Source organism: Arthrobacter sp. efr-133-R2A-63, from assembly GCF_030209795.1.
Taxonomy (GTDB): Bacteria; Actinomycetota; Actinomycetes; order Actinomycetales; family Micrococcaceae; genus Arthrobacter; species Arthrobacter bambusae_A.
In genome coordinates this window covers 134,131-149,248 of record NZ_JARVRG010000024.1, presented here as the reverse complement: position 1 = coordinate 149,248, position 15,118 = coordinate 134,131, and the positions used below count along the sequence as shown (strand labels likewise).

Here is a 15,118-nt window from a genome sequence, read left to right as displayed (position 1 = left end):
CTGCTTCCTAAAGGGTGCTGTTGGCTAAACGATCGTGGGTGCGCGTGCGTGCCCACCTCTCAGCATCCAACACGGAGTCCACTGTCAGCTCCAAGGATCCTGAATGTTCGCTGAGGACGGACTCCACCGTGTCCACGATGTCGGTGAACCGGATCCTGCCGGCGTGGAAGGCCTCCACCGCTTCCTCGTTGGCCGCGTTGAAGACCGCCGGGAACGTGCTCCCCTGCTTCGCTGCGTCCTTGGCCAGTTCCACCGCCGGGAAGGCTACCGAGTCGAGGGGCTCGAACGTCCAACTCGTGGCCTGGCTCCAGTCGCAGGGCTTTGCGGCGCGGGGCACGCGGTCCGGCCACCCGAGTCCGAGGGCGATGGGGAGGCGCATGTCCGGCGGAGAAGCCTGGGCAATGATGGAGCCGTCCACGAATTCCACCATGGAATGCACCACGGATTGCGGGTGCACCACGACGTCGATCCTGTCCAAGGGGACGTCGAAGAGCAAGTGGGCTTCGATGACCTCCAGCCCCTTGTTGACCAGGCTTGCCGAGTTGGTGGTGACCATCAGGCCCATGTCCCACGTGGGGTGGGCAAGGGCCTCGGCCGGGGTGACGTCGCGGAGTTGCTCGCGGCTACGGCCCCGGAAAGGTCCGCCGGACGCCGTCAGGATGATTTTCTCGACCTCTTTGTCGGTTCCCGCCCGCAGGCATTGGGCGATGGCGGAGTGCTCCGAATCCACGGGCACGATCTGGTCGACGGCGGCCGCGGCCTTCACCAGTGCGCCGCCGACGATCAGGGATTCCTTGTTCGCCAGGGCCAGGATCGCGCCGGACTTGAGGGCTGCCAGCGTGGGCGCCAGGCCGATCGATCCTGTGATGCCGTTGAGTACGACGTCCGCTTCGATCGCGGCAATCTTGGTGGACGCATCCGGCCCCGTGATGATCGCCGGATCGTAGTTCCGGAGTCCGGCGGCAGAGGCCGCAGGGCCGATGAGTCTCCGGAGTTCATGGGGATCGCCGTAGGCAATGCCGACTGCCTGGGCCTTGGTGTGGACAGCCTGCCGCGCGATGAGTTCAAGGTTCCCGCCGCCCGCGCTCAGCGCCACGACCTCGAAGAGATGCGGGGCGGCGTCGACGACGTCAATCGCTTGAGTGCCGATGGAACCAGTGGACCCGAGGAGGATGATCTTGCGCGGCTGCATTGCTTAAGTATCCCGCACCCCAGGCGTAGCGTTGGTTTGTGGACTGGGTCTCGTGGTTCGAGGCGCCGGACTATGAATTCGCCCGGCAGGTGCTACAGCGCGGCACGGCCGCGCTGTATTTCATCGCGTTCCTGTCCAGCCTCAACCAGTTTCCCGCGCTCCTCGGGGAGCACGGGCTCCTGCCTGTTCCGAGGTACGTAGACGTCCACAGGGTCTTGCGCAGGCCCAGCCTGTTCCGTTGGAAGTATTCGGACGCGTTGCTCCGGGCCGTGTGCGCTGCCGGGCTAGCCGTGTCCTTGACCCTCGTGGGCGGGTTGCCGCAGCTGGGCCCGCCATGGCTTCCCTTGGCGGCGTTCCTGGCGTTGTGGTTGCTCTACATGTCGATCGTCAACGTCGGACAGACCTTCTACGGCTTCGGCTGGGAGATGCTGCTGTTGGAGATGGGCTTCACTGTGGGCTTCCTCGGTTCGGATCAGGTTCCCCCGCCGAGAACCATCCTCGTCCTGCTCGTGTGGCTGCTGTTCAGGCTCGAATTCGGCGCGGGCATGATCAAGATCCACGGCGGAAGCGAGTGGCGTGATTTAACCGCCCTGTACTACCACCACGAGACGCAGCCCATGCCGGGGCCATTGAGCCGCCAAGCGCATCTGTTGCCCAAGCCGATGCACCGGATGGAAGTGCTCGGCAACCACTTCGCCCAGCTGGTGGTGCCGTTCTTCCTGTTCGCCCCGCAGCCGCTGGCCACCATTGCTGCCGGAATTGTCGTCTTCACGCAGCTTTGGCTTGTGGGGAGTGGAAACTTCGCGTGGCTCAATTGGTCCGCGATCGTGCTCGCCTTCGCTGCGGTGGGCGACCGGGAGGCCCACGCCGTGCTGCCTTTCATACCGCGACAGCGGTACCCGGCCACGGCTCAGGCCCCGGTGTGGTGGCTCGCCGTCGTCCTCGCGGTGACGGTGCTCCTCGTGGTGCTCAGCTATTGGCCGGCCCGCAACCTGCTCTCTCGGGGGCAGCTCATGAACGCCAGCTTCAACCGGTGGCAATTGGTCAACACCTACGGGGCGTTCGGCACGGTGACAAGGCACCGGGTGGAAATCGTGGTGGAGGGCACCCAGGCCGATGCTCCGGTCGACGAGGCGGATTGGCGCGAATACGGCTTCAAGGGCAAGCCCGGCGACGTCCGCCGGCTCCCCCGGCAATGGGCGCCGTACCACTTGCGCCTCGACTGGCTGATGTGGTTCCTGCCCTTGCGTACGGTGCACGAGGAATGGTTCTACGCGTTCCTCGGCAAACTGCTCGACGCCGATCCGCCCACCTTGCGCTTGTTGCGCCAGGACCCGTTCGACGGCGCGCCGCCGCGTTGGGTGCGGGCGCGCAGCTTCCTGTACCGCTTCGCCACGAGGGCCGAGTTCCGCGAGACTGGGCAGCGCTGGATCCGCATGGAGCTCTACGAGGTCATCGCTCCGTTGTCCCTGCCGAAGTCACGACGGCGCGGTCAATAGCGCTTCAGGAAAGCCGGGCCCTGCGCAACGTGGATTCGGCGTGTTTCAGGACGGGACCGTCCACCATTTTGCCTTTGTATTGGAACACGCCCGTTCCAGCCGCGGCCGCAGCGTCAAGCAGGTCCCGGGCCCCGGCGACGGCCTCGGGCGACGGCGCATAGGCTTCGCGGACGACGGCAACCTGGTTCGGGTGGATGCAGGCCTTCGCACCGAACCCGCTGGCCACGGCGTCGGCCGACTCGACGGCCAGCCCGGCAAGATCGGGAATGTCGACGTAGACCGAGTCGATCGCTTCCTTGCCTGCGGCCTTGGCCGCGAGCAGCACCGTGGACCGCGAGTGCATTGCGACGGCACGGTAGCCGCCGTCGTCCTTGCGGCTGGAGGTGCCGCCCATGGAGGCGATCAGGTCCTCGGCGCCCCACATGAGTCCGACGACGTTGGGGGCCTGGGCGATCTCAGCCGCGTTGACGATTCCTTCGGCCGTCTCGCAGAGGGCGATGACGTGGTATCCCTCGAGTGCTTTCAGCTGTTCACCGGTCTCGGCCTTCGCCAGCATGACGGTGCGGTAGGGAGTATGCGCGAGGCAGTGCAGGTCCTTCTCGAAGTCCGCGGTGCCGACCGGATTGACGCGCACAATCGTGCGGCTCGGGTCGAGTTCGGCCGTCTCGCCGCCGGAGCCGAGCTGGGCGAGGATGGCGCCCCTCGCCCGCTTCTTGTCTGCGGGGGCGACGGCGTCCTCGAGGTCCACGATGACGGCGTCGGAACGCTCAGCGGCCTTTTGGAACCGCTCCGGACGGTCGGCGGGGCAGAAAAGCAAAGCGGGGCCCATGGTGAAGGTCATGTATTGATTGTCCCCTGTTGTGCCTCCAGATGCGCGGTCCGGCTCCACATGAGGCAGGCCCGCGTGGCCAGCGCCACAACCGTCCCGTCCTGGTTGCGGCCGGTGTGTTTCATGGTCACCACGCCCTGCCCGGGACGCGACGACGACTCCCGTTTCCCGGTGATGACAGTCTCCGTGTAGAGGGTGTCACCGTGGTAGAGCGGGTGCGGGAATGAGACGTCCGTGAGGCCCAGTTGGGCAATGATGGTGCCTTGGGTCAGTTGCGTCACGGACTGTCCCACCATGGTGGACAAGGTGAACATCGAGTTCATGAGCCTCTGGCCGAAAGGCTGCTTCGCGCTCCACGCCGCGTCCAGGTGCAATGCTTGCGTGTTCATGGTCAGCGTGGTGAACAGGACGTTGTCCGTTTCCGTGACGGTCCGCCCGGGCCGGTGGGCGTACACGACGCCTTCCTCGAGTTCGTCGAAGTACAGGCCCCGCTGCTCGACAATGCGGGGTTCGGCGACGCCGGATTCGGGGACGTTGGTCATACGGTCAGCTCCTGGTCCTCTTCGAAGAGTTCGACGCCGGTCGCGGCGGCCACGTCCTCGGCGGAGACATTCGGGGCCAATTCGCGCAGGACGAGCCTCGATGCCCCGCCTTCGGACACGACGTCGATCACGGCGAGGTCGGTGATGATCCGGTCCACGCAGCCCTTCCCCGTGACGGGCAAGGAGCAGTCCTTGACGATCTTGGGCTTGCCGTTGCGGTCCACGTGCTCCATCATCACGATCACCCGCTTCGCGCCGAACACCAGGTCCATGGCGCCGCCCATGCCCTTGACCATTTTGCCCGGCACCATCCAGTTGGCCAGGTCCCCGTTGGCCGCGACCTCCATCGCGCCCAGCACGGCGACATCCACATGGCCGCCACGGATCATGCCGAACGACGTTGCCGAGTCGAAGAACGCAGCACCCGCGTTGACAGTGACCGTTTCCTTGCCGGCGTTGATCAGATCGGGATCCACTTGATCGTCGGCGGGATAGGGGCCCACGCCCAGGATCCCGTTCTCGGAATGCAGGATCACTTCGACGCCCTCGGGGATGTAGTTGGGAATCAGGGTGGGCATGCCGATCCCGAGGTTGACGTATTGCCCGTTGCTCAGTTCGCGGGCTACGCGGGCGGCCAGTTCGTTCCGCGTCCAGCCTTTGCCCTCGTGGTGTTCGACGCCGGCGCGGCGGTACTCGTGCCTGACCGTCTCGGGACGCGGCGGCACATCCTGGGTGATGTTCGATTCCATGGCTACGCTCCTGCCTGTCGGGTCAACGCGACCGTCCGCTTCTCGATGCGCTTCTCGGTGTCCGGCGCCACCACGACCCGCTGGACGAAGATGCCCGGGGTGTGGATATGCTGCGGATCGAGTTCGCCGGGTTCCACGAGTTCTTCGACCTCGGCGATGGTGATCCGTGCCGCCATGGCGCAGAGTGGATTGAAGTTCATGGCCGTCGCGTGGAAGACAAGGTTCCCGTGGCGGTCGCCCTTCCAGGCGTGGACCAGTCCGAAATCGGGCGTGAGGGATTCCTCCAGGACATAGTCCGCCCCGTTGAAGGTGCGCACTTCCTTGGGTGAGGAAGCGATCGCCACGCTGCCGTCGGCGTCGTACTTTTGCGGGAGTCCGCCCTCCGACACCTGTGTCCCGACGCCGGCCGCGGTGAAGAACGCGGGGATGCCGGCGCCGCCGGCGCGCAGTTTCTCGGCGAGAGTACCTTGCGGGGTGAGGACCACCTCGAGTTCACCGGCGAGGTACTGGCGTGCGAACTCCTTGTTCTCACCGACATAGGAGCTGATGGTCCGGCGGATACGCCCGTCCCTCAGCAGGATGCCCAGGCCCCAGTCGTCCACGCCGCAGTTGTTGCTGACGGTTTCAAGGTCCCGGGTGCCTTGATCGTGGAGCGCATCGATCAGCGCCACCGGGATACCGCACAAGCCGAACCCGCCGACGGCGAGAGAGGCGCCGTCGTGGATGTCCTTCACCGCTTCCGCGGCGCTGGCAACAACTTTGTCAATCATCGTTTACCTTCCCTGACGGTTAAAGGCCCAGCTCGCGGGCGATGAGCATCAACTGGACCTCGGTGGTGCCTTCCCCGACTTCCAGGATCTTGGAGTCGCGGTAGTGGCGCGCCACCGTGAATTCGTTGATGAAGCCATAGCCGCCGAACACCTGGGTGGCGTCCCGCGCGTTGTCCATGGCTGCCTCGCCTGCGACCATCTTAGCGATGGCCGCTTCGGTCTTGAACGGCTTGCCTGCCAGCATCCTCGCGGCCGCATCGTAGTAGGCCAGGCGTGCCGTGTGGGCCCGTGCCTGCATGCGCGCGATCTTGAACTGGATGGCCTGGTACTTGCCGATGTTCTGTCCGAAGGCCATGCGTTCCTTGGCGTATTTCACCGACAAATCGACGCAGCCCTGGGCAGCGCCAGTGGCGAGCGCGGCGATGGCGATGCGGCCTTCGTCCAGGATGGACAGGAAGTTGGCGTAGCCGCGTCCCCGGACACCGAGCAGGTTTTCTTCGGGCACCCGCACGTTGTTCAGTGTCAGCGGGTGGGTGTCGGAGGCGTTCCAGCCCACCTTGTTGTAGGCCTTTTCGGCGGTGAAACCGGGCGTGTCGGTGGGAATCAGGATGGTGGAGATTTCCTTTTTGATGCTCCCGTCGTTGCGTTCGTGCTGCCCGGTGACGGCGGTGACGGTGACGAGCCTGGTGATGTCGGTCCCGGAGTTGGTGATGAACTCCTTATTGCCGTTGATGACCCAGCGGCCATCCTCGAGGTGCGCGTTCGTCTTGGTGCCTCCGGCGTCCGAGCCGGCTTCCGGCTCGGTCAGGCCGAAGCCTGCGAGCGCTTCGGCCGAGGTGAGCCGGGGCAGCCAGTGTTCCTTCTGCTCCTGGGTGCCGAAGCGGTACACCGGCATGGCTCCGAGCGATACGCCCGCCTCGAGGGTGATGGCCACGGACTGGTCCACCCGGCCCAGTTGTTCCAGCGCGAGGGCGAGCGCGAAATAGTCGCCGCCCATGCCGCCGAACTCTTCAGGGAAGGGCAGGCCGAAAAGGCCCATCTCGCCCATCTGATTGACGACCTCGTACGGGAAGCTGTGTTCCTCGTCGTGCTTGGTGGATACGGGGGCCACTACCTCGTCGGCGAATTCCCGGACGGAGTCGCTCAGGTCCTGGTATTCCTCGGTGAGTTCAAAACTTGCCATGGCTAGACTTCCTCGTCTTTCTGGTTTTCTGCTGTAAGTTCAGGGGCCGGTTCCGATGCGGCTTCGGAGGTGGGTTCCGCCAACACGTGGATGGTGGCGAGGACTTGATCTGCCTTCACGAGGTCCCCGGTTTTGCTGCTGAGGTGCACGGTGCCGGACACCGAGGCCACCAGTTGGTGCTCCATCTTCATCGCCTCCACGGAAAGGAGTACCTGGCCTGCTTCCACCTGGTCGCCGTCGTTCACCGAAACGGAGACGACGGTTCCCGGCATGGGAGACCGGACTTCGGGATCCGCGGCGCTTTCTTCGCGCTGGATGACCGCCAGGATGCGTTGGATCCGGGTCTCGCGGTCCAGGATCTCCAAACGGCAGGACCAGCCGTCGCTGCCGAGCCAGAGCTCGCGCGTCCCGGCCACCGGCGACGGTGAACCGTACGCGAAGGGGTGCTCGGCGCCGTCGAGCACCAGCACCGCATGCCCCGCGGATCCCGGACGCAGGGCGGCAGAATGCTCGACGCCGTCGTCCACCCGCGCCGTGAAGCCCTGCCCTTTCACCGTCAGCCCCACGGTGGCCAGGCCGCCGTCGGGACGTCCGATGGTGGCCTTCCACGGCGCGGGGGCGCCGACGCGCCATCCGTCGGCGGTGTTCCAGGGTGCAGCCGTTCCAGCAGGAGCCGGTTCCGGGCGGCCGAGCAGTTCTGTCCGGTTGAGCAGTTCTGTCCGGTTGAGCAGTTCTGTCCGGTTGAGCAGCGCGGCGGCGATCAACTCGACGTCGCTCGCTTGACGGAATTCCAACCCGTCCAGTTTGCGCTCGATCAAGCCGGTGTCGAGGCGTCCGGCGCGGACGTCGTCGTCGTTGATCAGGAGCCGCAGGTACTCGACGTTCGTGTGCACACCCAGCAGCGCGTAGTCCCCCAGCGCGTGGTCGAGGGTGTCCAGCGCCGCCTTGCGGTCCGGTCCCCACGCAATGACCTTGGCGAGCATGGGATCGTAATCGCCGGTGACGGTCAGTCCCGGAAGCATGGCCGAGTCGACGCGGACGTGCGGATCGTTGCTTGCCCGTTCCCGGAGCGTCACGATCTCGCCGATGGACGGCAGGAAACCGCGTTCGGGAACCTCCGCGTAGACGCGTGCCTCCACCGCGTGGCCGTCAAGCACGACGTCGGACTGCGCCACCGTGAGGACCTCACCTGCGGCGACGCGCACTTGCCATTCGACCAGATCGACGCCCGTGACCATCTCCGTGACCGGGTGCTCCACCTGGAGGCGGGTGTTCATCTCCATGAAGAAGAAGTGCTCCGGATCCTCGTCCGAGACCAGGAACTCCACCGTGCCCGCACCGCTGTAGTTGACGCTTCGGGCAGCCTGGCAGGCTGCCGCACCGATCCGCGCCCGGACCTCGGCGCCGTTCGCGAGCGACTCCAGCAAGGGGGACGGTGCTTCCTCGATCACCTTTTGGTGGCGGCGCTGGAGCGAACACTCGCGCTCGCCGAGGTGTATGACGTTGCCGTGGTTGTCGGCGAGGACCTGGACTTCGATGTGCCGGGGCGTTTGGATGAGCCGCTCGAGGAAGAGGGTGTCATCGCCGAAGGCGCTCGCCGCCACCCGGCGGGCCGTCAGCAGGGTCGCCGCCATGTCCTCCAGCCGCTCCACGATGTGCATGCCTTTGCCGCCGCCTCCTGCCGAGGGCTTGATCAGCAGGGGGAAGCCGACGCCGGGCGCCGCGTCGATCAGTTCCTCGTCGCTCAGGCCGGGTTCGGCGATCCCCGGAACGCAGGGGACGCCGTAGGACATGACGTGGTTCTTGGAACGGATCTTGTCGCCCATGATTTCGATGGCGTCGATGCCGGGGCCGATGAACGCGATGCCGGCAGCGTCCAGGGCCTTGGCGAACTCCACGTTCTCGGCGAGGAATCCGTAGCCGGGGTGGACGGCTTGCGCGCCGCTTTGCAGGCAGGCCTCGATGATCGCGTCGATCCGGAGGTAGCTGTCAGCTGCCGCAGCAGTACCGATCCGGACGGCAGCATCGGCTTCGCGCACGTGGCGGGCTCCGGCGTCGGCGTCTGAATAGACCGCCACCGAACGGATGCCCATGGCCTTGAGGGTACGGATGACGCGGCAGGCGATCTCGCCGCGGTTGGCGACAAGTACGGTGTCGAAGGAGTTGATTGTCATGGGGTCACATCCGGAAGAGGCCGAAGGAGGTTTCCGGCAGGGATTGGCGGGAGACGGTATCGAGGGCCATGCCCAGGATGCGCCGGGTGTCTGCGGGGTCGATGATGCCGTCGTCCCAGAGCCGGGCGGTGGAGTAGTAGGGGCTGCCTTGGTCCTCGTACTGCTGCTTGATGGGGGCTTTGAAGGCTTCTTCGTCCTCGGCGGACCATTCCTCGCCGCGGGCCTCGTACTGGTCGCGCTTGACGGTGGCCAGCACGCTGGAGGCCTGGTTCCCGCCCATGACCGAAATCCTGCTGGCCGGCCACATCCAGAGGAAGCGCGGCGAGTAGGCCCGGCCGCACATGGAGTAGTTTCCGGCGCCGAAGGAACCTCCGATTACCACGGTCAGCTTGGGCACGCGGGCGGTAGCCACGGCGGTGACCATCTTGGCGCCGTTCTTGGCGATGCCGCCGTGCTCGTAGTCCTTGCCCACCATGAAGCCGGAGAGGTTTTGCAGGAAGACCAGCGGGATGCCGCGCTGGTCGCACAACTCGATGAAGTGCGCGCCCTTGAGGGCGGACTCGCTGAACAGCACACCGTTGTTGGCGACGATACCCACGGGGTGGCCATGGAGCTTCGCGAATCCAGTCACCAGGGTGGTGCCGTAGTTCCTCTTGAACTCATGGAACCTGGAGCCGTCCACCAGGCGGGCGATGACTTCGTGGACGTCGTACTGGGCGTTGACGTCCGTGGGAACGGCACCATAGATCTCGGCCGGGTCCACCACGGGTTCGACGGCGGCGTCCACGTCCCATGCCGGGGCCGCCGGCTGGGGCAGGGTGGCGACGATGTCGCGGACGATCTGCAGGGCATGCTCGTCGTTTTCGGCGAGGTGGTCCGTCACGCCGGAAATCCGCGAGTGGACGTCGCCGCCTCCGAGTTCCTCGGCCGTAACGATTTCACCGATGGCGGCCTTCACAAGGGGCGGCCCGCCCAGGAAGATGGTGCCTTGGTTGCGGACAATGACGGTTTCGTCGCTCATGGCGGGAACGTAGGCGCCGCCGGCGGTGCAGGATCCCATGACGGACGCGATCTGCGGGATCTTTGCCGCGGACATCTTCGCCTGGTTGAAGAAGATCCGGCCAAAGTGCTCTCTATCCGGGAACACCTCGTCCTGCTTCGGCAGGAACGCTCCCCCGGAATCCACGAGGTAGACGCATGGCAGCTTGTTTTCCAGGGCGATTTCCTGGGCCCGGAGGTGCTTCTTCACCGTCATCGGGTAATACGTTCCGCCCTTGACCGTGGCGTCGTTGGAAACCACCATCACCTGGCGGCCGTGGACCAAGCCGATGCCCGCGATCACGCCGGCGCCCGGCGAGTCATCGTTGTACATCCCGTTGGCCGCCAAGGGGGCGATCTCCAGGAAAGGGCTTCCTTCGTCCAACAAGTAGTTGATGCGCTCGCGCGGCAACAGCTTGCCCCGGGAAATGTGCCGCTCGCGCGACTTCTCCGGGCCGCCGAGCGCGGCCACGGCAAGGCGCTTCTTCAGCTCGTGTACCAGGGACAGCTGCGCTTCCGCGTTGGCCGCGAACTGGTCGCTGCTGGTATCCAGCTGGCTGGCGAGTGTCTCCATCGACTGTGTCCCATCCCGGCCCATGGGCCATCTCAGTTAGTACCGCATAACTGGAATTTAGGTTAGTCTCTATTAACTGTGTTGTCCATCACCTCCGCACCGGGCCACCCCGGTGCCGGCGCCGAAGTGGACGCGTGCAAAAGGAGGAATTGTGGTCACCTTCCAACGGAGCTCCCAGCAGGACGGCCCTACCCCGCGGAGCCCCAAGCAAGAGAGCCCGACCCAAAGAAGCCAGGCCAAGGAAACACGGCGCAAGGCCCTCCTGACCGCCGCAGCCGGGTTGTTCGCCGCCGACGGTTTCAACCGCGTGTCCCTTGAGGACCTGGGTGCAGCGGCTGGAGTCAGCGGTCCTGCCGTGTACCGGCATTTCCCGGGAAAACAAGCCGTACTGGCCGAGTTGCTGTTGAGCGTGAGCCGGAACCTGCTCGACGGCGGACGCACCGTGGCGTCCGAGGCCCCTGACGCCGAAGCCGCGTTGCACGGACTGGTGGAGTTCCATGTGGACTTCGCCCTCAGCAATCCCGATGTCATCCGGGTCCAGGACCGCGACTTCAGCAACCTCAGCAACGCCGACCAGGCCGAAGTCCGCACACTGCAGCGCAATTACGTGGAACTGTGGGTGGGTGTGCTTGGCGAACTTCATCCGGAAACCGATCCCGCCGAACTCCGGGTCCGCGCCCACGCCGCCTTCGGCCTCATCAACTCGACACCGCACTCGGTCCGGCACCATGGACGACGCATGGCGGTCAAAACCGCGAGGCCCATCCTCGAACGCATGGCCCTCGCGGCCCTGACGGCGCGCTAACCTCCCGCCTGCCAGGCCCCAACTGGCTCGCAGTTGTTGTCGTTCTGAGCCTTCAAAACGACAACAACTGCGAGTTAGTTGGGCCGGGGAACCGCTAGATCATCGTCATGACGGTGGCAGGGTCGGACAGGATCGCGCCCAGGTCGGCCAGGAACTTCGAGCCCTGTTCGCCGTCCACCAGCCGGTGGTCGAAGGACAGGCTCAGGGACATGACCTGGCGGACTGCGAGCTCGTCGTTGTGCACCCACGGGGCCTTGCGCACCGATCCGAGCGCGACGATGGCAGCCTCGCCCGGGTTCAAGATGGGGGTGCCGGCGTCGATCCCGAACACGCCGATGTTCGTGATCGAGATAGTCCCGCCCGTCAGGTCTGCCGGGGAGGTCTTGCCCGAACGCGCCGTGTCCGTGAGAGCCGACAACGCCGTGGACAGTTCCAGCAGCGTCATCCGGTCCGCGTCTTTGATATTGGGAACAGTCAGGCCCCGCGGCGTGGCGGCGGCGATACCCAGGTTGACGTAGTTGAACTGCACGATCTCCTGTGCGCCTTCGTCCCAGCGCGAGTTCAGGCTCGGATTCCTGCGGAGGGCAATCAACACTGCCTTGGCCGCGATGGTCAGCGGCGTGAGCTTGTAGCCGGCAAATTCGCGGCTGGCCTTGAGCCGCGTCAGCAGTTCCATGGTCGGAGTGACGTCCACGGTCAGGAACTCCGTAACGTGCGGCGCCGTGAAGGCGCTTTGCACCATGGCGGCTGCCGTGAATTTCCGGACTCCCTTGATGGGCGTGCGGGTCTCGCGTTCAGTTGAAACCCCGACGGCGGACACAGCGGCGGGGGCGACCTCGGGAGCCGAAACCTGCGCCTCGGACCCGGAAGCGAAGTCCTGGACGTCCGAACGGGTGATCAGGCCTCCCGGTCCGGTTCCTTTGACCAGCTCGAGGTCGATTCCGAGATCCCTCGCCAGCTTGCGGACCGGAGGCGTGGACCGTGGACGCTCCTGCTCCGCTGCAGTCTCGCTTGCAACCGCTGGCGGTGCCGTAGTTTCGACGGTGGAAACGGGCGCGACGGCGGGAACGGGCGCGACGGCGGGAACGGGCGCGACGGCGGGAATGGGCTCCCGGACTGGCTCGCGTTCGGTGGCGCCTGCGTCAAAGCTCCGCTGGCGTCGGGCGGGGCGTCCGGACTTTTCGACGACGGCACCGTAGCCCACGAGGTTCGGCTCGCGCTTGGCCGCGCTCTCCGCCGGGCTCGGGGCGTCCCCGGGGGAAGCTCCCGCGTCGGAACCGCTAGCACCGGAAGGTGAGGCTCCGGCGTCGTCGACCTCAAAGGAGACGATCGGCTTGCCGACCTCCACAACGGAACCGGCCTGTTCGTGCAAGGCGGCGACGGTTCCGGCGAAGGGCGAAGGCAACTCAACTACGGCCTTCGCCGTCTCGACCTCGGCAATGACCTGGTTCAACGTCACGGTGTCCCCCACCGCGACCTTCCAGCTGAGAATTTCCGACTCGGTGAGTCCTTCGCCGAGGTCGGGCAGCCTGAATTCCTTGATCATGGTGGCGCTCATCCTTCCAGCCCGCTCAGGGAGTTGCCGCGGCCGAGTGCGCGGTCCACACCGTCAAGGATCCTGTCCAGGTCCGGCAGGTGGTGCATCTCGAGCTTTGAGTACGGGTACGGGATGTCGAACCCGGTGATCCGGACCGGCGCCGCTTCAAGGTAGTTGAAGCAACGCTCCGTGATGCTGGCGGCGATTTCGGCGCCGAGCCCGCCGGACTGCGCAGCCTCATGCGTGATGACGAGCCTGCCGGTCTTGCGGACGGATGCCTCCACCGCCGGGAAGTCGATCGGAGCAAGCGAGCGCAGGTCGATGACCTCCACGGAGACTCCTTCGTCGGCGGCGGCCATGGCGGCGTCGTTCGCGGTCTTCACGAGCGGTCCGTACGTCACCAAAGTGACGTCGCTGCCTGGAGTGACCACCCTTGCCTTCTCCATGGACAGCGCCGTGGAAAGCTCCGCCGTCTCGTCCACTTCTCCCTTGTCGTGGTAGCGGCGCTTGGGTTCGAAGTAGAGCACCGGGTCGTCCGAGGCGATGGCCTGCTGGATCATGGTGTACGCGTCCTGCGGGTTGGAGACGCTGATGACGCGGAGTCCCGAGGTGTGCGTGAAGTAGGCTTCCGGGGACTCGGAGTGGTGCTCGGGCGAACCGATTCCGCCGCCGAAGGGAACCCGGATGGTGATGGGCATCTTGACGCGGCCCTGGGTCCTGTAATGCATCTTGGCTACTTGGCTGACGATCTGGTCGAATGCCGGGTAGATGAAGCCATCGAATTGGATTTCGCAGACCGGCCGGTAGCCGCGGTAGGCCAGTCCGACGGCGGTGCCGATAATCGCGGATTCGGCCAAGGGAGTATCAACCACCCGGTGTTTGCCGAAGTCTTTCTGGAGGCCGTCGGTCACACGGAAAACGCCGCCGAGCGCTCCGATGTCCTCACCCATGAGGACAACTTTGGGATCGTTTTCGAGGGACTTGCGCAGGCCGGCGTTGATGGCGCGGGCGAAGGTCAGCTTGCTCATCAGAGGGCACCTTCCTGGGTTGATCCGCTGAAGCTTTCCAGATAGCGGGAGTAGTGGTCCTTCTGGCGTTCGATCCAGGAGTTGGGCGTGCTGTAGACGTGCTTGAAAAGATCAAGGGGCGCGGGATCGGGCATGTTGATGACTCCTGCCCGCAGGTCCCTGGCCACCTCGTCCGCTTTGGCCTGGGTCTTGGCTTCGACCTCTTCCGTCAGGAGTCCCTTGGTCCGAAGGAGCGCCTTGAGCCGGGTGATCGGGTCCTTGGCTGCCCAGTCTTCAAGTTCATTGGCGTCGCGGTAACGGGTGGGATCATCCGCCGTCGTGTGCGGGCCCATGCGATAGGTCACCGCTTCGATGAAGGTCGGTCCGCCGCCGTTGCGGGCCCGGTCCAACGCAATGCGCGTGGCAGCCAGGACAGCCAGGACGTCGTTCCCGTCGACCCGCATGCTGGGGATTCCGAAGCCCGAAGCACGGTCGGCGATCTGGATGTGGGACTGAATCCGGACGGGTTCCGAGATGGCCCAGTGGTTGTTCTGGCAGATGAAGACCACGGGTACCTGGAAGCTCGCCGCGAAGACCATGGCCTCGTTGACATCGCCCTCGCTCGTGGCGCCATCGCCGAAGTAGGAAACTGCCACGGAGTCCGCTCCGTCGTACTGGATGCCCATCGCGTAGCCGGTTGCGTGCAGCGATTGCGAGCCGATGATGATCTGTTGGGTGGCGATGTTGTGGCGGTACGGGTCCCAACCGGCCGAAGCGTTGCCGCGCCACGCGCGGACCAAATCCGTTGGCTCCACGCCGCGGCAGTAGGCAACGCCGTTGTCCCGATAGCTGGGGAAGACAAAGTCGTCGTCCCTGAGGGCCCTGCCGGAACCGATCTGGGAGGCTTCCTGGCCCAGCAGTGGCGGCCACAGGGCCAGCTCACCCTGACGCTGCAAGGCCGTGGCCTCGGCGTCGATACGGCGGATGACCATCATGTCCTCGTACAGCGAGCACAGTTGCTCGTCCGTGACATCGCTGACCCAGAGATCGAACTCCGGGTGGCTGATGCGTTCCCCTTCCGGGGAAATCAGTTGGACCAGATCCCCGCCGGTCCGACGCGGGCTTGCTGCACTGATTCCGGGATTCGGCACCTTGTAGGCGTCCTGGCCGGGTTCGTCCGTCAACACAGTTGATCGCACCTTTCAGCTCGTGCTCGCAG

13 protein-coding genes are annotated in these 15,118 nt (G+C 65.4%); 2 read left to right on the top strand and 11 right to left on the bottom strand.

Annotated elements, in window-relative coordinates; translation table 11 throughout:
* Positions 1-7: 7 nt before the first annotated feature.
* Positions 8-1,192, bottom strand: a complete 1,185-nt coding sequence (gene dxr, locus QRN45_RS13345) for a 1-deoxy-D-xylulose-5-phosphate reductoisomerase (protein ID WP_284763678.1) — start codon at positions 1,190-1,192, stop codon at positions 8-10.
* 38 nt (positions 1,193-1,230) lie between these two features.
* Between dxr and QRN45_RS13340 the strand changes: the two genes are divergently transcribed.
* A complete protein-coding gene (locus QRN45_RS13340) occupies positions 1,231-2,691 on the top strand; it encodes a lipase maturation factor family protein (RefSeq protein ID WP_284763677.1) in 1,461 nt (486 codons plus the stop codon).
* A 4-nt stretch (positions 2,692-2,695) separates the two neighbouring features.
* Here QRN45_RS13340 and QRN45_RS13335 read toward each other — a convergent pair whose 3' ends face one another.
* The 7 genes from QRN45_RS13335 to QRN45_RS13305 are packed head-to-tail and all read right to left on the bottom strand — an operon-like array spanning position 2,696 to position 10,550.
* Entirely contained in the window at positions 2,696-3,532 is an 837-nt protein-coding gene (locus tag QRN45_RS13335; protein WP_284763676.1) for an HpcH/HpaI aldolase/citrate lyase family protein, read from the bottom strand.
* Positions 3,529-4,062 (bottom strand): MaoC family dehydratase, encoded by a 534-nt coding sequence (locus QRN45_RS13330; protein WP_241708752.1) that lies wholly within the window; start codon positions 4,060-4,062, stop codon positions 3,529-3,531. Before QRN45_RS13330 ends, QRN45_RS13335 begins: the two co-directional genes overlap by 4 nt.
* On the bottom strand, positions 4,059-4,811 hold the full coding sequence (locus QRN45_RS13325) for a CoA transferase subunit B (protein ID WP_284763675.1): 753 nt from the start codon (positions 4,809-4,811) through the stop codon (positions 4,059-4,061). Before QRN45_RS13325 ends, QRN45_RS13330 begins: the two co-directional genes overlap by 4 nt.
* Before the next feature lie 2 nt (positions 4,812-4,813).
* Complete coding sequence (locus QRN45_RS13320) at positions 4,814-5,581, bottom strand: CoA transferase subunit A (RefSeq protein ID WP_264637642.1); 768 nt, start codon at positions 5,579-5,581, stop codon at positions 4,814-4,816.
* A gap of 19 nt (positions 5,582-5,600) precedes the next feature.
* Positions 5,601-6,764, bottom strand: coding sequence for an acyl-CoA dehydrogenase family protein (locus QRN45_RS13315; RefSeq protein ID WP_284763674.1), 1,164 nt, complete (start codon positions 6,762-6,764; stop codon positions 5,601-5,603).
* Between the two features lie 2 nt (positions 6,765-6,766).
* Entirely contained in the window at positions 6,767-8,938 is a 2,172-nt protein-coding gene (locus QRN45_RS13310; RefSeq protein ID WP_284763673.1) for an acetyl/propionyl/methylcrotonyl-CoA carboxylase subunit alpha, read from the bottom strand.
* A gap of 4 nt (positions 8,939-8,942) precedes the next feature.
* On the bottom strand, positions 8,943-10,550 hold the full coding sequence (locus QRN45_RS13305; RefSeq protein ID WP_284763672.1) for a carboxyl transferase domain-containing protein: 1,608 nt from the start codon (positions 10,548-10,550) through the stop codon (positions 8,943-8,945).
* A gap of 151 nt (positions 10,551-10,701) precedes the next feature.
* Between QRN45_RS13305 and QRN45_RS13300 the strand changes: the two genes are divergently transcribed.
* Positions 10,702-11,355, top strand: coding sequence for an SACE_7040 family transcriptional regulator (locus tag QRN45_RS13300; protein WP_078105720.1), 654 nt, complete (start codon positions 10,702-10,704; stop codon positions 11,353-11,355).
* 94 nt (positions 11,356-11,449) lie between these two features.
* On the opposite strand, the gene QRN45_RS13295 is transcribed toward QRN45_RS13300, so the two are convergent.
* From QRN45_RS13295 to pdhA, 3 genes are read right to left on the bottom strand one after another with little or no spacing between them, the layout of a single operon-like run.
* Complete coding sequence (locus tag QRN45_RS13295) at positions 11,450-12,913, bottom strand: dihydrolipoamide acetyltransferase family protein (RefSeq protein WP_284763671.1); 1,464 nt, start codon at positions 12,911-12,913, stop codon at positions 11,450-11,452.
* Entirely contained in the window at positions 12,910-13,920 is a 1,011-nt protein-coding gene (locus tag QRN45_RS13290; protein ID WP_078105722.1) for an alpha-ketoacid dehydrogenase subunit beta, read from the bottom strand. The genes QRN45_RS13295 and QRN45_RS13290 overlap by 4 nt, the downstream gene beginning before the upstream one ends.
* Positions 13,920-15,086 carry a pyruvate dehydrogenase (acetyl-transferring) E1 component subunit alpha gene (gene pdhA, locus QRN45_RS13285; protein ID WP_372489655.1) on the bottom strand — a complete coding sequence of 389 codons (1,167 nt, stop codon included), beginning with the start codon at positions 15,084-15,086 and terminating at the stop codon, positions 13,920-13,922. The genes QRN45_RS13290 and pdhA overlap by 1 nt, the downstream gene beginning before the upstream one ends.
* Positions 15,087-15,118: the final 32 nt, after the last annotated feature.